Below are 20,830 nucleotides of genomic sequence, written 5' to 3'. Positions count from 1 at the left end.
GAGTTTAATGTAAAGATTTTACACTTATAAAGATTTAATTACTGAGAAGAAAGATACAAAGCAATCGCTAAACATGGCTTTTGATTCTTGCCATGCGATCGCACATCAATAGATTACGTACAATCTATCTAAAATCAGATTTGGCAAAACCGCTCATGTTAAACTACAATCCACTCCATTGTTTGCCATCTTCCGAAGAATTACCCGACTCAGATGATACCGCTGTGGATAATGAACTCCAAAATTTAATTCCCGGCTTGCTGAAAACGATACTGGCTTTGGTTTGGTGCGATCGCTGGAATTGGTTCTTTGGTGTTGACATGGGTATTTATTATCACCCAGATAAACCAGCTATTGTCCCTGATGGGTTTCTCAGCTTAGGAGTTAAACGTGTCATTGATGAGGACTTACGCCTAAGTTATGTGCTATGGGAAGAAAAGCAACTGCCAATTTTAGCACTAGAAGTTGTTTCTCAAATTTATCGCGAAGAATATAACACCAAGAAAGAATTTTATGCCAAAGAATTAGGAATTTTGTACTACGTTGTATATAGTCCCCTGCGGCGGAAAAAGACACCTTTGGAAGTGTATCATTTAGTTGATGGGGAATATATCTTAATGTCAGGAAATCCCGTTTGGCTACCAGAAATTGGTTTAGGAATTGGGCGAGAACGAGGAATTTATCAAGGTATAGTGCGGGAATGGCTGTACTGGTATGACGAAGAAGGGCAAAGATTGCTGATACCAGAAGAACGCATTAGGGAAGCCGAAGAACGCACAGCTTTTGAAGAACAGCGACGGGTAGAAGCAGAACAAAAAGTGAAAATGTTAATTGAAAGGTTGAATGCGCTAGGTGTCGATCCAGAAACTTTGTTATAGATTCACCAAATTTTGTAATTTTTGCTGCCTTAATGTTAATTAGCTTCCTGGCTAGGGAATGATATCTGTAAAGCAACTAATAGCTTGACGGTAAAAATCGTTATGGCTGGTTGCTCAATAAATATATTTACCAAAATCTGCATCAAAAATATGGAAGTCAAATTAGGATTTGGAGCAGTCCCAAAACCTCAATATGTTTTTGTCAGCAAAGAACCCGATCACTGCTGGTATATGCTATCCGAAGATGAAAGACGCATTCCAATTTATGAGAGAGCCTTAACTGGAGTAATTACAGGGATAGAAGTTAATAAAGAGGTTGAGAATACATTTGGAAAAGTTATAAGAACAGATTTAAATGTTTTGGCAGATAAACCTTATATTATCCGCTCAGGAAGCGATACCTATTTCAGTAAAGGCTTATTGCTGTCTTTAGATATTCTTTCTTTTGAACAACTGTGTCATCCCCTTACTATTGCCGTTAGTCCAGGAGATAAAAAAGTAGTGTTTTGTAACATTTACGATCCAATAACTTATCACTCTATAGGTGTTAGTTGGGATGGACATAATGAAATTGATTGGCAAGCTCTAGGGCAAAAAATTAGTTTAAAAATTAATAGAATTCAAACTTTGAATCAACAGCCAATACAAATATCTGCTAATACAACGGCATCAGAAAATCATGCAGTTTTGATAGATCAAAGTGATACATATTTAGCCCAGTTAAATTGGACTCCAGAGCAGGGAAGGGAGTATTTACAAAAGAAATATGGCAAGCGATATCGCGTCTACAACTCACTGATACAGAAATTCTGGAATTTATCGATTACCTGAAGCTACAACTAACCCAAAATTGCTCAACTTAGCTGCTGTTGGGTTAGTGTGCGATAACTGCGATTCCCCTTTTGCTACACCCAAATGCTAGGCTGGAATAATTGCGATCGCAGAATTAGAGTTAAATAAAAGTACCCGATATTAAAATACTTGCATGAACTCAAGCGTTGATTTGTTGACTCGCATTACTCAAACTCCTGGTCAGTGTGGTGGTCGTCCTTGTATTCGAGGCATGAGGATTCGTGTGAGTGATATTTTAGAAATGTTAGCTGAGAATGTCAGTGTTTCTGAGATTTTAGAGGATTTTCCCGATCTTGAACTCGAAGATATCCAAGCCTGTCTATTGTTTGCAGCGCGGCGAACTGACTTTCCTCGCTTGACAGCATGAAAATTTGGATTGATGCTCAGTTGCCTCCTACATTAGCACTTTGGCTGACTGAGACTTTTGACGTAGAGGCTACTGCCCTAAGAGAGCTTGGATTACGAGATGCTAAAGATGTGGAAATTTTTGAGGCAGCACGAGTTGCTAAGGCGGTAATCATGACCAAAGACAGCGATTTTGTTGACTTGGCCTGTCGGTTAGGAATACCACCTCAAATTCTTTGGCTTACCTGTGGTAATGTCACAAATCGCAATTTGCAGCGGCTACTTGCGATTGCTTTACCTGATGCAATAGAACGACTGCGCCAAGGAGAAGCAATTATAGAAATTAGCAATAGTTCATGAGTAAATTGCTCAACTCATACCAGTGGCTCTGGGAAAATCAACTGTGACTACATCACCGGGATTAAATGTTACTAAACTGTCTCTTCACTCTCAGGGAAAATTGAAGCTGCGTACTGTAACGAGAATGATGCTAAATCAAGCTGATCTTCGCGTTGGCTAGCAACTTCTAAGCAGACTTGAATTGCATCTTGCAGCATCTCTAACAAATGTTCATAGCTGTCTCCCCAAGTGTGGCATCCTGGTAGAGCAGGTACAGAAGCACACCACACACCGTCTTCTTGCCAGATAACTGCTTTAATTTTCATTACCAATCATCTCCACAAGACTCTAACTTAGATTTTAGTGTTAGGACTAGACGAGTGCGATCGCTTGTCCATTGTATTGAGGTGTTAGCCTTCCACAGGTGCGATCGCACAAGCAAGTAGTTACTCAAAATACATATATTCTTGGGTATTTTAACTTAAACTTAAATTAAGGTGATGAGCAACCATCCTGCAAAAAAAAGATGCTAACTTAACAATGAGGCATTAAGCTACAGATACATCTTGTGACAATTCCTCTAACTTCTCCCGCCTTAATGTATCTAATGTTTTGTTAGTGGGTTGATGAACTGTCCACTCATAGATATTAATAGAAGACCATCCAGTAAGCTTCTGACCCCAATCATTGTATTTCATTTTTTGCTCTTGATATTTGACATAGGCATGGTCAATAATTTCTGCACTGTCTGAATCATAATATCGAATATAAAGACGATCGCCTACAGAAACAAGCCCCCAATTAAGAAGATCATTCATGCGAGGTAATACTTGCCTCGATTGCATTTCTGGAATAGATGTACTTGCGATACTACTTACTGTCGGTTCTGCAATTTCAACGTAATATTTCTCTAGTGCTGGAGGTGGTATTATTTGCTCAACCTTAAAGAAGTACTGTTGGTCATACTGCATTGGGGAAATTATTATGCATCGAACATCAATATTATTTTTAGCCAACCAAGCACAGGCTGATAAAGTTTGTCCGTCAAATGAAGCTGCAATTAGAAGAATTCGTTGATCTTGGTTGAGTGTACCTTGAGCTTGATTATCTTGTAAAAATTTAGCTAGGATGCGAGTCGCAAGTTCGGAAGCTGTTAGACCACTTGATAATGCTTGCTGAAACTTAGGCTCATCTCGATGGCGCTCAATGTATGGTGCAAACAATTGTCGAACAATATCTTGCTGTGTTTTGATTAAAGCATAATTAGCCGCATATCGAATTGCTTGAAACTCAAAAGGCTCTTTACGTTTTGCTGTATCATCTCTATCGCGTTTTAACTCAATTAGAACAATATTTCCTTTCTTATCAAGTGCAACTAAGTCAGCGCGACCTGATAGCGTGTTACGTACTTGCTGACCAATAATAAGCAGGGTTTCTTCACCTTCAGGAAATAAAATCTCTACATTTGTGCGAACAAATTCCTCTAAGTCAGCTTCAGTAAGCCCAACCTCTTTCATCGTTCGCTCGTTTACTTCATTGCATGTAACAACTGTTCTGCCTGTTACTTGTATAATCTTGACAGGAAAGATGTTTGTATTGGACATTTTGGGTAGTCTACTGATGTGTATAAAGTGATTGAAGAGAATCACGACTCAATTTCAGGATACCCACCAATACTCTCAAAGTATCGCCTCATAGCTAATCGCAGTATAAATCGATTAAGAATTAACAAACCTTAATATTGCTATTGTAATAATTCGTAATAGACTTTAAAAAAGAACTGATTTGATATTTAATATTTAGCTTACATTGTGCAGTTTTGCATTGTATTGCAATGACACACCATACAAACAACTTTATGTAACGGGACGATGAGCAAAGAAAATATTACGTTTCGGATAGATAGCGATCGCAAAGCTGCACTTGATGCAATCGCAGCCCAAATAAACCGCGATCGCAGCCACATACTTAATGAAGCGGTAGCCACTTATTTAGAGATGTATCAGTGGCAAATTGAGGAAATTCAAAAGGGAATTGCTGAGGCGAATGCTGGAAACTTTGCCAGTGATGAAGAAGTAAAAGCGACTTTTGCAACACTCACCAATGTATATTAAGTGGCTGCGTAATACGCTTCATTCCACACAGTCACAATTACAGTTATTAAATATCGCTTGCTTCTGGTAGCCAGTCTTCATCCAACACTAACTCTACAGAATATGGGCATTCTTCTGGAAACACAGATAAAAGTATGCCCGTTTGCTTGGTTGCTTGCCGACGCGCCTTTTGATAACTTTCCTCAAGCTGTTCTGTAGGATAGCTCTTAAGACTAGGACTATCTTCTATTACTAACTCAATTTGGGTACGAGAATCGGTGATAGAATCGAGCCAACTATCTGAGCGACGCTGGGGTTGATATTGCCACTTGAGCAAATGCAAAAGTAAGCGAGTTAGTTGACTGGCAATACCCCGCCTTTCACTTTTGCCCAAGCCTTCAACCTCTTCAATCAGATGTTCTACATCAACTTCATGCCAGCAATGCGATCGCAATAGTTGGGCTGTCTGTTGAATCCACAAATTAAAATCTGCTTTATAAGTTGCACTCATAGCCGTTCTCGATCGGTTGCATAGTTTAAGCCATAGCACGTAGCTTTTCGGGCAGAAATCAATCTCATCAGTTTTTTTCAAGCCTCAAAAGTCTTCATCATCAACAAAAAATTCGGCATCGTCTTCCAATCGAGAATTACGCTGCCCAGTACCAGCAAGTCCCCACAGAGGTTGCAGCAGCGCCATACCAATTAACCCGACACCGGCACTAAAAGCTAGCACTAAACCCATTGGTATCTGAATCGATTGGAATGTTAAAAATTTTAACGATACGGGTGTAGCATTTTGGACTGAAATAATTGCGATCGCTATTACCCAAACTGCTACAACTAGAGATGTAAAAAAAGGAGCAAGAGTTTTCATACTTTGATCGAAATGAGGAGTTAGGAGTTAGGAGTTAGAAGTTAGGAGTTATATTTTGCTCGAAATTAGAAATAAGGAGTTAAGAATTGTTACTTTACAACTCTTAACTCCTAATTCATAACTCTTAACTCTTAATTCCTAACTCTGGCAAATTAAACTGCTACTGCCTCTAGTTTAGCAATGGCACTTTCTAACTCTTGGGCGATTTGGGTGAGTTTTTCGGGAGTGTTGGTTTCTAGGTAGACGCGCACCAGTGGTTCTGTACCGGAAGGACGCAGTAGAACCCAGCTACCTTCTTCTAAATACAGCTTAATACCGTCTTTACGCCCCACTTCCTTGACTTTAATTCCTGCTACCTCTGTAGGTGGATTTTTGGTAAAGGAGTCGATAACGGCGATTTTATGCGCCTCTGTGAGGTGCAAGTCTAAGCGGTTGTTGTAAAGTGGGCCATCGGCTTCGGCGATCGCTTCTTTGACAAGTTGACTTAGCGGTTTGCCTTCATAGGCGATCGCTTCTGCCACCAGCATATCGGCTAAAACCCCGTCTTTTTCGGGAATATGCCCAATAACACTCAAACCACCTGATTCTTCTCCACCGATTAACACGGCAGTTTCGCGCATTTTTTCGCCGATGTATTTAAAACCAACTGCTGTTTCGTAAATTTGCAGCCCATTTTTAGCAGCGAAATTATCCAGCAGGTGAGTTGTAGCGACAGTACGGACTATCGCGCCAGTTCTACCTTTATTTTTGATTAAATGACGTGCTAGGAGTAGCAGCACAGTATTCGGAGTAAGGACGTTTCCTTGTTCATCAACGATACCAAAGCGATCGCTATCTCCATCCGTTGCCAAGCCCAAATCAGCGCGATCTCGAACAACTGCTTCCACTAACTCAACTAACTGTTCTCCTTTGGGTTCTGGCATTCCACCCCCAAATAAAACATCTCTCCAATCGTGGAAACTTTCTAGTTGAACGCCACTATGTTGCAAAACTTCATCTAAATAGCCGCGAGAGGTAGAATACAAAGCATCGTACTTTACCTTTAAATTAGCGCTTTTGATCTTTTCTACATCAAGTAGAGTGTAGATAAATTGTAGGTAATCTGGTTTCGGATCGAAAATGGAAATTGAACCTGATGGGTTGTTCCCAGGCAACTCATCCGATGCACCTTCTATATTTGCCACAATAGTATCAGTAATCTCTGGAGTGGCAGGCCCAGCATAATCGGGTATATATTTAATTCCACAGTAAGGTGCTGGATTATGGCTAGCAGTAAACATTAACGCCCCAGCGGAATTTAGGTGACGGGCATTGTAGGCAATTACTGGTGTGGGACAATCCCGATCAGTAATTTTTACAGTCCAACCCAAGTCTGCTAATACTTGGGCCGCTGTTTGGGCAAACTGGTCAGCTAAAAAGCGAGTATCGTAGGCAATAAGTACTGGTCTATCTTTTGTGTAGGCTGTTTCTAAGTAAGTGGCGATTGCCCTTGTTACTTTTCTCACATTAGGAAAAGTAAAGTCATCGGCAATAATCCCTCGCCATCCATCGGTACCAAATTTTATCTTGCTAGACATTTTTGCCACTTGCTCCGGTACATTATCAGTACTATAAAAGCTTCCCGCAAAGCGTGTGTAGCAGCAAGTATCCTCCGAAGTTCTTTTCTAAGCAAGCCTTAGCTTAAACTTCTCCCCACCGTATTTTCTCTCACTGTTTCTGAGCAATGTCAACCCCCGATCGACCTTTTGCCAGTTATCACCTTTGGTCTCTAGTTGCCCCAGCGACTGGGCAAGAACGCTGGCACTGCCAGATGAGACGGGGGTTTATCAAAGCACGGCAACACGAACCACAAGTCAAAGCGCTTTTAATGCAAGCCACCGCGCCCCAGCGTATTGGCATACTAGCTCAGAAAGGCGTTTATGAGTTTCATCATCACAGGCATCTGTTGAAGCAAGCAGATGGCGTAGAAAGAGTTGCCCAGCTACTTAAATTAGGCAACTCAAGCGTTCAAGTTCAGCAACGCGTGCTGCAAATTTTGCAAAAATATCACGATTCGCCGTTGCTTTTGGATAAAGATATTATCCAATTAACTCCAGGTGATGAAGGCTTTCCTAAACCGATAGTAGTTGAACAAGAAGATTATTGCTTTCGCTTATACGCGGCTATGGACTGCGTTTTTATTGAGTCTGATAGCACTTTACATATTTTGGATTTCAAAACTGGCAAGTCGGCTTTTGACAAACGACAGGCATTAGTTTACTTATTAGCTGCTCGTTATCTTTACCCTGGGCGAAAAGCTGTAGCATCATTTTATAATTTAGAAATATGTAAAAAATCAGACTTAATTAGTATTAACAATAGTGAATTAGAATCCTTAAAATTTGAGTTAGCGAATATTGCTCATAAGCACCAGCACGATTTGCATAAATATCAGGAAGAAACTAGTAATTTCAGTAAAATATTCCCTCCTAATCCTGGCTCTCACTGCCGCTTTTGCCCATTTAACTCCATCTGTGAGTTTGCCGATTTTAAGCAGCATCAATCATATCCATTGCCTAGTTTAAGAAGTTTAAGAGTTAATAGCTAATTAGTTTATTTACTTGGTTCATTTTTCAAAAATAATAAATACTCGTATTTTTACTGGACTGATTTTCTTCTCCTATCAGACAACCTAGATGTCAGATACATCGATTTTTATCTTTGGTTGTAAGGAGTTAAGACTAGTGCGATTAACCACAAATAAATCCGTATTTAGATTAGTAGGAATTTCGACATTTCTTTTACTTCTCATTTTTAAAGGGATTTTACCTCAACCTGTTTATGCATTGCTGTTGTCTCCAGATGCTTGTGCTGTTCAAGCTAGATGTGCTGCTGCTGGCTCGGAATTAGCTCCTACTGCGAAGACTGCAATTAGCAGTGCAACTAAAGCTCAAAATGAGCAGGTTCCAAATAAAGCTCAAGAGAGATATTGTTCTTTTTATCCACTTAATTTAGTTTGTGGCCCACAAGGTCAATCTTCAGTTCTTTATAATTACAAATTTCATCAAACAGTACATTACAGGAAGTCTGATTCTCCTGACAAATTTGTAACTCATCATTATCGAAGTTGGCGACCGGCGCCAGGGGCAATTAGAAGTTTAGCTCAACCTCCAGGTATTGAATTTGGTGGTGGTTATCCTCCATCTGGTGATTATGTAACCTGGATTCGTTTAAATGATGGAGATGGTAACAATCAAACTCGTGGAGTTGTTTATGAATATTCAACTGGCGATACCATGACATGGGATGATTATGCAAATTATTCTAACAATAATATTGAGGGAGAATGGATTAGCGATGTAGTTCGTGCTGATATACCGCCAGATAATTCATCTCCTTATGATAGGAAAGATTGACTTCAATAAAAGCGCGATATGGCTGTTCAATTAATAAATTTTCATCAAATTAGAGGTTACTGGGATGAATGAGCTTTATACGCTTCTCCAAAAAATTAAAGAAAATCCAGTTATGTACATAGATAAGCCATCAATTACTTGTCTTGATTCATTCTTAACTGGGTATATAGATGGTCTAATCACACTCGGATTTACTACAATAGACTCTTGTGGAATGGAAGGGTTTCAAGAGTGGATACAAGAAAGAGCAAAAACTAATGTGAGTCAATCTTGGGCTGGGATAATTCTCTCTTACTCTGGAAGCGAACGAGCAGCTTTTAATAGGTTTTTTGAAGAATTTGAGCAGTTCTTAAAGCAGAAAGATAATTCAAAAATTCAAAAAAATGAAGATATTTCAAGGCTTAGTGAGGATATGAGTTTTCCTCAGTTTGATATTTACAGCGAGATTATAACTAATATAAAGAAAAGACCAGGAATGTATTTAGGAGCTAATTCAATTACTAGACTAGATATGCTTTTGCGAGGATATAGTCTGGCTCGAAGAGAAGTTGGCGTACCTCCAACTGAGCCAGAAAGGGAATTTGAAGGTTTTCAATCATGGATTGAAGAAAAATATGGAATTAACTCAGGTCAGTCATGGGCTAAGATAATTCTTTTTTATTCTGTAGACGAGCATGAGGCACTACAGAAATTTTTTGAATTGTTTGAAGAATACTTGAATATGAACAAGAATTCAGAAGTTGATGAAAATAGTGGTTAAGTAGAGAGTATTAAGGTGCGTTACTACCGGATAACACACTCTACTGACGTGGCAAGCTTAAAATAGTGCGTTAGATGTAGGTTGGGTTGAGCAACGCGAAACCCAACATCGATCGGAGTGTTGGGTTTCGTTCCTCAACCCAACCTACAATTTTTTTTGCAACAATTTAGTCTTGCCACGCCACTACTTACTTTCTGATGGTCTTTCCCCAATTCCTAATGCCCTAATTTAAAAAGGTGGTAATTCTTTAATAATTGTGAACCGAATATGATTTATCGCCAAATCACCGATGGGAATATCTTCTTTAGTTAGCCGTTCACCTTTGCTTGTCACCGTTTCAAAGGTGATGCCTTTGCCAATTTCAATGTGATACCAGCATAAGCCCATAAAAAAGCGCGTTGGATAAGGGCCACCTTCACCTATATCGTCAGGATTTGATTCCATTGGCAACCAACCAAAATTGGGGACGTAGAATTCTAGCCAAACATGATTAAAGTCGGGTTGTAACGGTACTCCTACGAAGTCACTATGGGGAGGACATTTGTACCTGCCTACGGTACGGCAGGGGATGCCATTTAAACGGGATAAAGCAAGTAAAACGCCGACATATTCACCACAAGAACCAACACCCCGCTCTAAAACCGTATCTGGTGTATCAATGTAAGGTTTAATACCGTAGGATAACTCATCATAAACGTAGTTGCGGATGCTGTGCATTTTCCGCAACACATTGGTTTCAGAACCAATCGCTTCTCTGGCGGCACGGCGAACAATTGTAGTATCCATTGCTAAATCGTCGTCGTCCACTAGGTAGCGTGTTTGTAATTCTGGGGAAAGTTCAGGTATATTTTCTACATCTCTGGGTGTAATCCGATATTTAATCCCTCGAACTTCCAAAAGTGCTTTCCAGCCAAATATATGCCGTTCGCCTGGGGCAAGAGAATCAAATTTAAAGACTGCTACGCGTTGTCCTTCTATCACTTCTTCGGTGAAGGGTATACCAATAGGTTCAACGTGTTTCACCTTTTGACGCTCAGTTTCCGATGGTAGGGCGATGCGCCATTCCACATCGGGTAAATAAACCTCGTCTAGGGGTGCAATTTCTTCAGCATAAGACATTTCAATCAGATAGCCATTAGAGAGGGCGTAGCGCTTATCTGGCTGGTAATGATAATACAGAGGATGAATAAAAGTGCGATCGCGGAATGTTAGCTCATGACTCGGATCGGCATTGGGGTTATCCCGGATATAAGGCTCTTCTGAGGCGTAGGCGACGTAAATACTTTCTTTGCCTGTTTCGGCATTTTTATGGATTGCTATGCCCGTAGGACATTCAAAGGGTGTCAGGACGCTAAATTGCAGTTCTCCTGTGGCTCTGTCCATCGCGTAAACTGATTGTTCGGTGCGATCGCAAATCCATAGCATTTCTTGGTTAACTGCCAAATTCTCTATCCCAACTCCAGGGGCATAAAATCTGGTAATTTCTTTTCGGGTTTCGCGTTCAAAAACTAGAATGTAGCCTAGCCTTTGGCAACTTACATAAACTGTTGTTTCCCAAACAGCAACCCCATCAGCGGCATAAGGCAATGTTACAAAATGTTCCAGATCCAAAGTGTTGAGCTTGCACGAGTAAACACTATTTTCTCGGCTTACCCACAGGGTATCATCCCACACCGCTAGACCAGTGACATCGGTAAATTCTTCAACTTGATGGAAATTGAGAATTCTGCTGTTGTCAGAGGTAGGATCGATCTCCAGTAGATGCCCTTTAATACTGTCAATAGCAATCAGTCTATCTTTAATAAAAGTAATGCCACACAGGGCAGCAGCAGTAAGCGGTCGAATTGTTTTTTGCCCAAACATCTGGCTAACGGTCAAAGTGGGGAGTGCAAAACTCATAAAACCTTGTGGTAAGTGTAAAAAACCCTCACCTTTAGGTAGGAGAGGAAACATGACCGAAGAGGGGAAAGGGGGAAGGGGGAAGGGGGAAAGGGTGCAAGCCCCTAAACTTTATTTATCGAGGGGAAAAAGATTCAATTCCAGACTATTGCGCGAGAATTGAGGCATCCTTACTTCAAGCCCCTAACTTTAGTTATGGGGTTCTCTTTCCCCTTTCCCCTTTAACCTTTTCCCTGCCCAAAGGGCATTGACTCAAGCGGTTTTACCGCCGTCACACCAATCGCTTGATATAGGAAATCCTAGTCGAGCAATGGCTCCCCCAATTGGGGTAGATGAAGAGTGCTGAGTTAAAAGACTGCCCATAATGGGCGTTGCTCTTACCAAGTACATCAATTAGTGGTTTTCGATCGCCACGTTTACAGCGGAGTACTAATAATTATCGGTACAATGTGTTCCGAAAAACTCTTTCGTGAGAAATAATACTATGTCAAAACAGGAGGAATTTACAAATATTAAGAATTACATATACACTCATACAACTGAGCGATCGGCTTAATGTAACTTTAAAAGATGGAATTCCTGCCATCACTAAATTATGATCGAATTTTGTAACCATTTGCTGTGACCTACACGATGTCTGCTAATTCTCTGCCTGAAGGTGCCGCCGTTTGGCATAGTTTAGAAGTTGATAAAGCGCTAGACCTGCTTGATAGTAATGCAGACAGCGGCTTAACACCCCAAGAAACTCAACAGAGATTGCAAAAATACGGCCCCAACGAACTTGAAGAAACTGCTGGCCGTAGTGCTTGGGAAATTCTGCTGGATCAGTTCAAGAACATTATGTTGTTGATGCTGATTGGCGTGGCTCTGATTTCTGGGTTTTTAGACCTGATGGCTTTACGGGCGGGCAGTTTGAAGCCTGGTGAAGTGCCATTTAAAGATACGATCGCTATTTTAGCAATTGTTATCCTCAATGGCATACTTGGCTACGTCCAAGAAAGCCGCGCTGAAAAAGCCTTGGCAGCCTTGAAAAAAATGACCTCTCCCTTAGTGCGCGTCATCCGTGACACCAGACTGGTGGAGATAGCAGCCAAGGAACTAGTTCCAGGGGATGTCATGCTGCTGGAAGCTGGGATGCAGATAGCCGCAGATGGACGCTTGATCGAACAGTCTAATTTACAAGTGCGTGAGTCGGCATTAACTGGTGAAGCCGAGGCCGTGAATAAACAGGCATCACTAAAATTGCCGGAGGAAACATCATTAGGCGATCGCTTAAATGTCGTCTTTCAAGGAACTGAAGTAGTCCAAGGACGTGCCAAGGTTCTGGTGACTAACACCGGCATGACTACAGAACTAGGCAAAATTGCCACCATGTTGCAGGCGGTGGAAAGTGAACCCACACCTTTACAGCAACGGATGACTCAACTGGGTAATGTCCTAGTTACAGGTTCTTTAATTCTGGTGGCGATCGTTGTCGTTGGCGGTGTCATCAAGGACGGAGGTTTTAAAAATATTCAAGAACTCTTGGAAGTTTCCTTGAGTATGGCGGTTGCTGTAGTACCGGAAGGTTTACCAGCTGTAATTACTGTCACCTTGGCACTGGGAACCCAGCGAATGGTGCGCCAAAATGCCTTGATTCGCAAATTGCCAGCAGTGGAAACATTGGGTTCTGTAACGACCATCTGTTCTGATAAAACCGGCACCCTGACTCAAAATAAAATGGTGGTGCAATCGATTTCCACCAATAATAAAACTTTTCGCGTCACTGGCGAAGGTTATGCCCCCATAGGGGACTTTCAGTTAAACGGTCAAAAAATTTCTTTAGAGGAGTCTCCAGAAATTTCCGCGTTATCAGTCGCCTGTGCTATTTGTAATGACTCCGTGTTGCAAAAAGAACAAGGTGAATGGGCAATTTTGGGAGATCCGACAGAGGGGGCATTACTCACCCTAGCGGGAAAAGCCGGAATTGAAAAAGACCAGTGGAACAGTAAGTTACCTCGCGTTGCGGAGTTTCCCTTTTCCTCAGAACGGAAGCGGATGAGCGCGATCGCTCAGGTGGAGCAAGTAGCCACAGGTGAAGCATCTTCGAGGGGTATCGATCCTGCGATCGCTGGTTTTCTCCAATCGGAACCTTACTTAATGTTTACCAAAGGTTCTCCAGAATTAATCTTGGCACGTTGCACTCAGATTCATTTGGGTAATGATACAGCCCCCGTGAGGGAAGAACAACGCCAGAAAATTTTGGCAGAAAATGACCTGATGGCGAGTAAAGGTTTACGGGTGCTAGGTTTTGCTTACAAACCCCTTACGGAAATCCCACCAGAAGGTTCAGACGAGACATCCGAGCAAGATTTAGTCTGGCTGGGATTGGTGGGAATGCTAGATGCGCCACGCCCAGAAGTCAGAGCAGCCGTGCAAGAGTGTCGAGAAGCAGGTATTCGCCCAGTAATGATTACTGGCGACCACCAATTAACAGCACGAGCGATCGCCACCGATTTGGGAATTGCCCAAGAAGGCGATAGGCTACTTACAGGTCAAGAATTGCAACGGATGACTGACCAGGAATTAGAGCAAAACGTTGACTTGGTAAGCATCTATGCCAGAGTTTCCCCTGAACACAAACTGCGAATTGTCCAAGCACTGCAACGCCGGGGTCGATTTGTCGCGATGACAGGTGATGGTGTCAACGATGCCCCAGCCCTCAAACAAGCCGACATCGGTATTGCAATGGGCATTACTGGCACTGATGTCAGTAAAGAAGCGAGTGACATGGTATTACTTGATGACAACTTCGCTACCATTGTCAGCGCCACCAAGGAAGGCAGAGTTGTTTATACCAACATCCGCCGCTTTATTAAATACATCTTGGGCAGTAACATTGGTGAAGTTCTCACAATTGCAGCCGCCCCTTTAATCGGCTTGGGAGGCGTTCCCCTGACTCCCTTACAAATTTTGTGGATGAACTTGGTGACAGACGGTTTACCAGCCTTAGCATTAGCTGTGGAACCTCCAGAACCAGATGTGATGCAACGTCCGCCTTTTAGCCCCCGTGAAAGTATTTTCGCTAGGGGATTGGGTTCTTATATGATTCGCATTGGCATCATCTTTGCCATTATTACCATTGCCTTAATGTGGTGGGCTTATCAACATAGTCATGCCCCAGGCTATCAAGGCGATCGCGATAGTTGGAAAACAATGGTATTTACCAGCTTGTGTATTGCTCAAATGGGTCATGCGATCGCTATTCGCTCCAACAACCGACTGACCATTGAGATGAATCCCTTCTCGAATATCTTTGTATTAGCGGCTGTTGTCGTCACCACGATTTTGCAGTTGATGCTAGTTTACGTCCCACCCCTGCGAGATTTCTTTGGTACTCATTACCTGAATATGCAAGAGTTGGGGGTTTGTATTGGTTTCAGCGCCTTAATGTTCGTGTGGATTGAAGCGGAGAAGATATTCTTGCGGATTATGGGCAAGAAGGCTGTTTGAAAAAGAAATTTTAGATTTTAGATTTTAGATTTTAGATTTATCTTCAATCCAAAATCTAAAATTTAAAATCCAAAATTGAACTTATGTACCTAAAAACTCTAAACCTCCGACAATTTCGCAATTATCAAGACCAGCAGGTTGAGTTTACTGCTGCTAAAACAATTTTGGTAGGTAATAATGCTCAAGGAAAGTCTAATTTGTTGGAGGCGGTGGAGTTGCTGGCGACATTGCGATCGCACCGCATCACCCGCGATCGCGATTTAGTTCAAGAGGGAGAAGCCATAGCCCAAATTGATGCCACCCTTGAGCGACAAACAGGTGTTAGCGACTTGACCTTGACCTTGCGCCGCAATGGTCGCCGTAGCGTTGCTCTCAATGGTGAATCTATCCGCCGTCAAATGGATTTTCTTGGCGTTCTCAATGCAGTCCAATTTTCCAGCTTGGATTTAGACTTAGTACGCGGCGGCCCCGAAGGTCGCCGCAACTGGTTAGATACACTATTAATTCAACTCGAACCAGTTTATGCTCACATTTTGCAGCAGTATAACCATGTGTTACGCCAGCGCAATGCCTTTTTAAAACGCCATGTAGAGACTTTGGATGCAACATCTTTACAATCAGAACTAGCGCTGTGGGATGCACAGTTAGCTACTACAGGAACTAGGGTAATTAGACGACGCGATCGCGCTATCCAAAGATTAGCCCCTATTGCTACCACCTGGCACGGCAGTATCAGCGGCAGTACAGAAGTTCTACAAATCAAGTACGTGCCGAATATTCCTTTAGAAGATAACCAGCCAGAAGAAGTGCAGCAAGCTTTTTTAGCAAAAATTCAGCAGCGAGCCGTAGCTGAAATGCACCAAGGCACGACTCTTGTCGGCCCCCATCGAGATGAAATAGAATTAACGATTAACCAGACACCTGCTCGTCAATACGGTTCTCAAGGTCAGCAACGAACGCTGGTTTTAGCTTTAAAATTAGCCGAATTACAATTAATTGAAGAAGTCGTCAAAGAGCCACCATTACTATTACTAGATGATGTTCTTGCCGAACTAGATTTATCCCGCCAAAATCAATTGCTTGATGCCATTCAAGACCGTTTTCAAACCTTGATTACTACTACTCATTTGGGTTCTTTTGATTCTCAATGGTTGAAATCTTCACAAATTCTGTTTGTGAAGGCAGGAGAAATAAGGCAATATCAATAATTTTAAAAATCATATTTATACTAATTGAAGCATATTTTATACCAATTCGTAATTCCTAATTAAAAAACATTAAAGTAGGTATACTGAAAATCTACTCCTTTGGTTCCCTCAAGCTGGCAATTTGATAAATGTACGTTTTGATAGCTCTCTAATTCAGATAATTGATTATCTGGTATTCCCTTATTCATATTTTCAGATAAAGGTAAATTAGGAAGCTCAATAACTCTATGTTTCTTAGGAATATTTTTTATTAAAAATAATAGCTAGCTAATTATTGATTTCGTTTTTCAAACCTTTTAAAAACGCTGAGAACTAAAAAAGTCAGCATTGCACCGATTAATCCTAACTGCCATAAACCACAGCCAGCAGCAATTCCCAATGCAGAAGAAACCCAAATAGCCGCTGCTGAAGTGAGTCCGTGAATTTCAAGTTGCTGTGACTCTTGGGAAGATTGACGCACAATTTCTCCAGCACCGAGAAATCCTACACCAGCTGCAATCCCTTGAATCACACGGCTAAGTGCATCAGGACTAGATTGCAGTCCTTTTGTTTGCATGATTATTAAGGTAAATAAGGCTGAACCTAAACTCACTAGCATGTGAGTTCTTAAACCCGCTGGTTTGCGCCTAATTTGACGTTCTAAGCCGATGATTGCTCCAATAAGCAATGCAATACATAGCCGGAAGCTGATATTCAGCCAATCATTAGTTGCAAGGTAGTAAGTGTTTGCCAATGTTTAGTCTGATATGGAGAATTCTATATACTAGGTTAAATCGTAATATTTTTATAAAAATAGTACAAAACTATTCTAATGTTTTATTAATGGAGTTTAATCCAATGGGTGTAGTGCAATAGCCTATCTCGTATTTGGATTCTATCAATCCAGGAATGGTTTTGAAACTGAGAATTAATATTTTCCCTTATTAGGATTATTTTTCAATAAGAGATTATTTTGGTCAATGAATGGAGATTTGCATTATTAAATTGCGATCGCGATTCGGATTTGGGCAAACTACATGAATTTTGAGTTTATGAAGTAGTTTTTTGGCTATTTAAAATGACTTAGCCAGAGAATTATACCTTAAATTGTTAGATTTAACCCATACACTGAACAATTAAATATGATAATGACATGTACAAGTCGAGCAAATAAGCTATACAGCGTATTTAAAGTTGCTGAAGTACACAACGATTCGTCTCAAAGCCAGGTATAAAGCCTGTTTTACTTCTGAATTCTGTTAGCACAGCGGGGTGCAGCCCATTCTGAATTCTCCTCTATCCTGCTTCCACCGTAACTTTGTAATTCATCCAAAAGAAAGCTGCTGTAAGTCCTGAGTACTTTTTATTCAGAAGTCAGTAGATTAACCTGATAACATACCAAAAAGAAATGGCTGTGGCTACAAATAAACAACTAACAAATTGAGTGAATAAACTCTACTGGCTAGATCAAATTAAACTACAAGACCGTGCCAAAGTAGGTGACAAAGCCTTTTACTTGAGCAAAATTATTCAGCGTGGCTATCCGGTGATGCCTGGTTTTGTAGTTTCGGCAGAAATTTTGCGGCAATTTCTCGAAAATCTCAATAGTTCAGAATCATTAATAGCTGACTTACCCCATTCTTCGCTACACCTGGATGTTACTAATTGGCGCCAACTTCAGCAGGTGGCTAGTCGCTTGCGCCAAGAAATTCTGACTGCGACTATAACCCAGGAGTGGGTGAGTACAATTTTTCAAGCAGCTAGAGAATGGAAAACTAGCTGTTTAATTCTTCGACCTTCCTTGGGAGTATCAACTGCTACTCCAGGAATAAACAATATATCGGGTTTACTAGAGTCGGTATTTTGCCAGTGCGAACCAGAAGCGATCGCTTTGGCTCTAAAACGTACTTGGAGTCAAATATTTCGGGCCCGGAGTCTATTATATTGGCAGCACTCAGGAATTAATTTGCAACAAATTAATCTCGCAGTTTTGGTGCAACCTGTTGAAAATGCGATCGCCTCTGGCTCGCTCACAACCAATGCCTCTGGATGGGAAATTGAAGCTACTTTGGGATTAGGAATTGCGATCGCTCTTGGCGAAATACAGCCAGATATTTACTACATTCAACCAGAAACTGGGGCTGTACTTGAGCAACAACTGGGCAATAAAATGCTGGCTTATGGTGTCGATGATGCAGCATCTAAAATTTTTTTGCGACTCGCGCCGAACTCAGCGTTAACACCAGCTCGCACCTGTCTGATTACTTATTTAATTCCAGAAGCCCAACAAAAACAGTACTCTTTACAAGAAGAATACTTACAACAAATAATTACTCTGGGAACTCAACTGGTAAGTGAACTAGGTAAAACTTTTACCATTAAATGGACTCTCGCTGGGCAAACTACATCTGGTAAGCTCTACATCACACAAGTTAATCCTTCGCAATCTATGATTCCCCACTCACACTTGATTCGGGGACTAGGAGCAGCCGGAGGACGGGTTGTAGCCACTGCCCTGGTAATTATTAATCCGCAACAGAAACCCGAACAACTACCGAAGGGAGTAATTTTAGTAGTACCAACGATTACCCCTGATTGGTTGCCATTATTGCAACAAGTTGGTGGTATTATCACTGAACAAGGGGGATTAACCAGTCACGCGGCAATTCTAGCTAGAGAATTAGGTATCACAGCAGTAGTAAACGCCACATCTGCCACAACTTTAATCCAAACTGGCGAACGATTGCTGCTTGATGGCGACAGAGGAGAAGTTTATCGCATCAAAGGAGACTCAAAGGAAGAGATGGAGAAAGGAAGAGAAGAAAATCTTCTTACCTCCCATCACCCCAACCCGAAAGCGCCTCATTCTGCTGTTACGTCTCATCTACCTATGATTGCTACCCAATTGCTGGTTAACTTGAGTCAGTCCACTTTAATAGAACAAGTGCAAAACCTGCCTGTGGATGGAGTGGGATTGTTACGTTCCGAATTGATGGTACTAAATATATTGAACGGGCAACATCCCAATAGTTGGATTTTAAGTGGGCGTCAGGCAGAATTGTTAGAGCTATGGTCTGAGCAGATTATGCAATTTGCTCGTGCCTTTGCCCCAAGACCAGTTTTTTATCGTTCTTTAGATTGGCGATCGCAAGATTTACCATCATTGCGTGATAGTTTAGAATCTTCGCCACAATCGATGTTAGGCGAACGCGGTACTTTTAGCTATTTACGAAATCCCACAGTATTTGAGTTGGAACTGCAAGCTTTGGCAAACGTACAGCAAGCTGGTTACACCAATGTCAACCTACTGTTGCCTTTTGTGCGGACTGTAGAAGAATTTATTTTTTGCAGTCGCCAAGTTGAGCAAGCTCTTTTAACTGAGGTGTCACAGTTTCAATTGTGGATGATGGCAGAAGTGCCAAGCGTCCTGTTTTTACTGCCAGAATATGTCAAAGCAGGTGCAGCCGGAATTTCTATTGGTACAAATGACCTGACCCAATTATTGCTAGGAGTGGATCGAGAACAAGGACAGCTAGCAAAAGTATTTAATGAACGTCATCCAGCAGTTATGAGTGCGATCGCTCAACTGATCCAAATGGCTAAAAGTGCCGATATACCTTGTTCAATCTGCGGTCAAGCACCAGCTGTCTATCCAGAAATTATTGATAAGTTAGTGGAATGGGGTATAACTTCCATTTCTGTTGAACCGGAAGCAGTCGAACGAACATATCAAGCGATCGCTCGTGCTGAACAACGCTTAATTTTGGCAGCAGCACGACGAAAGCTTTATTAGTTAGGAGTTAGGAGTTAGGAGTTAGAAGTTAGGAGTTAGGAGTTAGGAGTTAGGAGTTAATTGCTCGCTGCCAATTATTTAATGTAGCCAGTTTCGCGCAAAAACTTCCGTAAATCGGCAAAGTATTTGGTGCGATCGCTTTTTTTATAAGCTTGTTGCACTTTCCCCCATCCATCCTGTCCTTGATTCAACAGATATTTATCTGCCAGATAAGCTGCTAAAAAGCCCTTGCCATCATCGCCTTGTTGCCGTGCCTGGAGATAAGTTTGCCATAGCTCTGAGGCATCATTGGAGATTAATTTAGGATAGCTACGAGTCACATCGACCATTTTCCCTTGGCGATAACGCCAAATTTGCAAGGGGTAGCCAGAAGCAGCATAAGCTGTAAAAGCATAGGCAAAGCGATCGTCTCGACTTTCAAACTCTGGCAATCCATCTTTGTCTAAATCTTTTAGTTGATAGCCACCATTGCCCCATTCATGACGAATCTTAATATACTTTTGAGATTTGCTGTCGTAGCGATAAATCAATGAATAAGTACAACAGTGCGCTCCACCTGTAAAGAAATCGGCAATTATTTCTGGTTCTTTGTTACCGTCCAAGTCTTGCACAGGTAAGTTATTTTCTTGTCCAGATATATTCCCCACAGGTCTGTCATATTCATCTTCTTGCGGTAGTTTCTGATCCAAAACAGTTTTACCCGCCCGGATAATTTTCAACCGAACATTTTTATACTGATATTCTTCTGGTTTTTCGTAAGATATTTCTGCCCGCACATTGCCCAATTCTCCAGTTATTGTTTCTGCTATTGCCGTTTGGGTAAATATAGCCGTTGCACTCAAAAGAGCTAAACCGATTAGAGATTGACTGATAAAGGAGCGAATAGTAATCATCGTTGGTGTTGTATATAGCACATTCAACTT

The 20,830-nt window shown here is 41.4% G+C and carries 19 protein-coding genes and 1 pseudogene; 11 read left to right on the top strand and 9 right to left on the bottom strand.

Going from position 1 to position 20,830, the window contains the following annotated elements; translation table 11 throughout:
- Nucleotides 1-155 precede the first annotated feature (155 nt).
- From ACR5KR_RS18660 to ACR5KR_RS18645, 4 genes and pseudogenes are all read left to right on the top strand, one after another.
- Nucleotides 156-878 (top strand): Uma2 family endonuclease, encoded by a 723-nt coding sequence (locus tag ACR5KR_RS18660; RefSeq protein ID WP_448267553.1) that lies wholly within the window; start codon nucleotides 156-158, stop codon nucleotides 876-878.
- Between the two features lie 150 nt (nucleotides 879-1,028).
- Nucleotides 1,029-1,741 (top strand): annotated as a pseudogene (locus tag ACR5KR_RS18655) (hypothetical protein).
- A 122-nt stretch (nucleotides 1,742-1,863) separates the two neighbouring features.
- The gene (locus ACR5KR_RS18650; RefSeq protein WP_448267552.1) at nucleotides 1,864-2,097 is read left to right on the top strand and encodes a DUF433 domain-containing protein; all 234 of its coding nucleotides are present in this window, start codon (nucleotides 1,864-1,866) and stop codon (nucleotides 2,095-2,097) included.
- On the top strand, nucleotides 2,094-2,435 hold the full coding sequence (locus ACR5KR_RS18645; RefSeq protein WP_448267550.1) for a DUF5615 family PIN-like protein: 342 nt from the start codon (nucleotides 2,094-2,096) through the stop codon (nucleotides 2,433-2,435). The genes ACR5KR_RS18650 and ACR5KR_RS18645 overlap by 4 nt, the downstream gene beginning before the upstream one ends.
- Before the next feature lie 71 nt (nucleotides 2,436-2,506).
- On the opposite strand, the gene ACR5KR_RS18640 is transcribed toward ACR5KR_RS18645, so the two are convergent.
- From ACR5KR_RS18640 to ACR5KR_RS18630, 3 genes are all read right to left on the bottom strand, one after another.
- Complete coding sequence (locus tag ACR5KR_RS18640; RefSeq protein ID WP_448267548.1) at nucleotides 2,507-2,740, bottom strand: type II toxin-antitoxin system HicB family antitoxin; 234 nt, start codon at nucleotides 2,738-2,740, stop codon at nucleotides 2,507-2,509.
- Complete coding sequence (locus tag ACR5KR_RS18635; protein WP_448267546.1) at nucleotides 2,740-2,868, bottom strand: hypothetical protein; 129 nt, start codon at nucleotides 2,866-2,868, stop codon at nucleotides 2,740-2,742. The genes ACR5KR_RS18640 and ACR5KR_RS18635 overlap by 1 nt, the downstream gene beginning before the upstream one ends.
- A 94-nt stretch (nucleotides 2,869-2,962) precedes the next feature.
- Nucleotides 2,963-3,931, bottom strand: a complete 969-nt coding sequence (locus ACR5KR_RS18630; protein WP_448267544.1) for a hypothetical protein — start codon at nucleotides 3,929-3,931, stop codon at nucleotides 2,963-2,965.
- Between the two features lie 354 nt (nucleotides 3,932-4,285).
- Between ACR5KR_RS18630 and ACR5KR_RS18625 the strand changes: the two genes are divergently transcribed.
- Nucleotides 4,286-4,528, top strand: coding sequence for a CopG family ribbon-helix-helix protein (locus tag ACR5KR_RS18625; RefSeq protein WP_448267542.1), 243 nt, complete (start codon nucleotides 4,286-4,288; stop codon nucleotides 4,526-4,528).
- 46 nt (nucleotides 4,529-4,574) lie between these two features.
- Here ACR5KR_RS18625 and ACR5KR_RS18620 read toward each other — a convergent pair whose 3' ends face one another.
- The 3 genes from ACR5KR_RS18620 to ACR5KR_RS18610 form a co-directional block, all read right to left on the bottom strand.
- On the bottom strand, nucleotides 4,575-5,018 hold the full coding sequence (locus ACR5KR_RS18620) for a DUF29 domain-containing protein (protein ID WP_448267540.1): 444 nt from the start codon (nucleotides 5,016-5,018) through the stop codon (nucleotides 4,575-4,577).
- 84 nt (nucleotides 5,019-5,102) lie between these two features.
- Entirely contained in the window at nucleotides 5,103-5,381 is a 279-nt protein-coding gene (locus ACR5KR_RS18615) for a LapA family protein (RefSeq protein ID WP_448267538.1), read from the bottom strand.
- Nucleotides 5,382-5,533: 152 nt separating this feature from the next.
- Nucleotides 5,534-6,958, bottom strand: coding sequence for a phosphoglucomutase/phosphomannomutase family protein (locus ACR5KR_RS18610; RefSeq protein ID WP_448267536.1), 1,425 nt, complete (start codon nucleotides 6,956-6,958; stop codon nucleotides 5,534-5,536).
- A 146-nt stretch (nucleotides 6,959-7,104) separates the two neighbouring features.
- On the opposite strand from ACR5KR_RS18610, the gene ACR5KR_RS18605 reads away from it, so the two are divergent.
- The 3 genes from ACR5KR_RS18605 (at nucleotide 7,105) to ACR5KR_RS18595 (ending at nucleotide 9,536) form a co-directional block, all read left to right on the top strand.
- Nucleotides 7,105-7,968, top strand: a complete 864-nt coding sequence (locus ACR5KR_RS18605; RefSeq protein WP_445631047.1) for a PD-(D/E)XK nuclease family protein — start codon at nucleotides 7,105-7,107, stop codon at nucleotides 7,966-7,968.
- A gap of 136 nt (nucleotides 7,969-8,104) precedes the next feature.
- Entirely contained in the window at nucleotides 8,105-8,776 is a 672-nt protein-coding gene (locus tag ACR5KR_RS18600; RefSeq protein WP_448267535.1) for a hypothetical protein, read from the top strand.
- Between the two features lie 64 nt (nucleotides 8,777-8,840).
- Nucleotides 8,841-9,536: a hypothetical protein gene (locus tag ACR5KR_RS18595; RefSeq protein WP_448267534.1), complete on the top strand. Its 696-nt coding sequence runs from the start codon at nucleotides 8,841-8,843 to the stop codon at nucleotides 9,534-9,536.
- Between the two features lie 228 nt (nucleotides 9,537-9,764).
- Here the strand turns inward: ACR5KR_RS18595 and ACR5KR_RS18590 are convergent, their stop codons facing one another.
- On the bottom strand, nucleotides 9,765-11,435 hold the full coding sequence (locus ACR5KR_RS18590) for a transglutaminase domain-containing protein (protein WP_448267532.1): 1,671 nt from the start codon (nucleotides 11,433-11,435) through the stop codon (nucleotides 9,765-9,767).
- Nucleotides 11,436-12,068: 633 nt separating this feature from the next.
- Here ACR5KR_RS18590 and ACR5KR_RS18585 point away from each other — a divergent pair.
- Together ACR5KR_RS18585 and recF are read left to right on the top strand one after the other, a co-directional pair.
- Entirely contained in the window at nucleotides 12,069-14,927 is a 2,859-nt protein-coding gene (locus ACR5KR_RS18585; protein ID WP_445631051.1) for a cation-translocating P-type ATPase, read from the top strand.
- Between the two features lie 83 nt (nucleotides 14,928-15,010).
- Entirely contained in the window at nucleotides 15,011-16,135 is a 1,125-nt protein-coding gene (gene recF, locus ACR5KR_RS18580; protein WP_448267531.1) for a DNA replication/repair protein RecF, read from the top strand.
- Between the two features lie 271 nt (nucleotides 16,136-16,406).
- Here the strand turns inward: recF and ACR5KR_RS18575 are convergent, their stop codons facing one another.
- Nucleotides 16,407-16,868 (bottom strand): MgtC/SapB family protein, encoded by a 462-nt coding sequence (locus ACR5KR_RS18575; RefSeq protein WP_445631053.1) that lies wholly within the window; start codon nucleotides 16,866-16,868, stop codon nucleotides 16,407-16,409.
- A 690-nt stretch (nucleotides 16,869-17,558) separates the two neighbouring features.
- Between ACR5KR_RS18575 and ACR5KR_RS18570 the strand changes: the two genes are divergently transcribed.
- A complete protein-coding gene (locus tag ACR5KR_RS18570; RefSeq protein WP_448267529.1) occupies nucleotides 17,559-19,907 on the top strand; it encodes a putative PEP-binding protein in 2,349 nt (782 codons plus the stop codon).
- A 74-nt stretch (nucleotides 19,908-19,981) separates the two neighbouring features.
- Here the strand turns inward: ACR5KR_RS18570 and ACR5KR_RS18565 are convergent, their stop codons facing one another.
- A complete protein-coding gene (locus ACR5KR_RS18565; protein WP_448267527.1) occupies nucleotides 19,982-20,800 on the bottom strand; it encodes a hypothetical protein in 819 nt (272 codons plus the stop codon).
- Nucleotides 20,801-20,830 lie beyond the last annotated feature (30 nt).

Source organism: Nostoc sp. DSM 114159 (assembly GCF_053470285.1).
This window is presented reverse-complemented; position numbering and strand designations above follow the sequence as displayed.

Bases quoted from the DNA above. Each gene is read 5' to 3' on its own strand.
- ACR5KR_RS18565 (WP_448267527.1), bottom strand. From the start codon at position 20,800: ATGATTACTATTCGCTCCTTTATCAGTCAATCTCTAATCGGTTTAGCT.
- ACR5KR_RS18620 (WP_448267540.1), bottom strand. From the start codon at position 5,018: ATGAGTGCAACTTATAAAGCAGATTTTAATTTGTGGATTCAACAGACA.
- ACR5KR_RS18645 (WP_448267550.1), top strand. From the start codon at position 2,094: ATGAAAATTTGGATTGATGCTCAGTTGCCTCCTACATTAGCACTTTGG.
- ACR5KR_RS18610 (WP_448267536.1), bottom strand. From the start codon at position 6,958: ATGTCTAGCAAGATAAAATTTGGTACCGATGGATGGCGAGGGATTATT.
- ACR5KR_RS18660 (WP_448267553.1), top strand. From the start codon at position 156: ATGTTAAACTACAATCCACTCCATTGTTTGCCATCTTCCGAAGAATTA.
- recF (WP_448267531.1), top strand. From the start codon at position 15,011: ATGTACCTAAAAACTCTAAACCTCCGACAATTTCGCAATTATCAAGAC.
- ACR5KR_RS18590 (WP_448267532.1), bottom strand. From the start codon at position 11,435: ATGAGTTTTGCACTCCCCACTTTGACCGTTAGCCAGATGTTTGGGCAA.
- ACR5KR_RS18595 (WP_448267534.1), top strand. From the start codon at position 8,841: ATGAATGAGCTTTATACGCTTCTCCAAAAAATTAAAGAAAATCCAGTT.
- ACR5KR_RS18605 (WP_445631047.1), top strand. From the start codon at position 7,105: ATGTCAACCCCCGATCGACCTTTTGCCAGTTATCACCTTTGGTCTCTA.
- ACR5KR_RS18640 (WP_448267548.1), bottom strand. From the start codon at position 2,740: ATGAAAATTAAAGCAGTTATCTGGCAAGAAGACGGTGTGTGGTGTGCT.
- ACR5KR_RS18585 (WP_445631051.1), top strand. From the start codon at position 12,069: ATGTCTGCTAATTCTCTGCCTGAAGGTGCCGCCGTTTGGCATAGTTTA.
- ACR5KR_RS18625 (WP_448267542.1), top strand. From the start codon at position 4,286: ATGAGCAAAGAAAATATTACGTTTCGGATAGATAGCGATCGCAAAGCT.
- ACR5KR_RS18630 (WP_448267544.1), bottom strand. From the start codon at position 3,931: ATGAAAGAGGTTGGGCTTACTGAAGCTGACTTAGAGGAATTTGTTCGC.
- ACR5KR_RS18615 (WP_448267538.1), bottom strand. From the start codon at position 5,381: ATGAAAACTCTTGCTCCTTTTTTTACATCTCTAGTTGTAGCAGTTTGG.
- ACR5KR_RS18650 (WP_448267552.1), top strand. From the start codon at position 1,864: ATGAACTCAAGCGTTGATTTGTTGACTCGCATTACTCAAACTCCTGGT.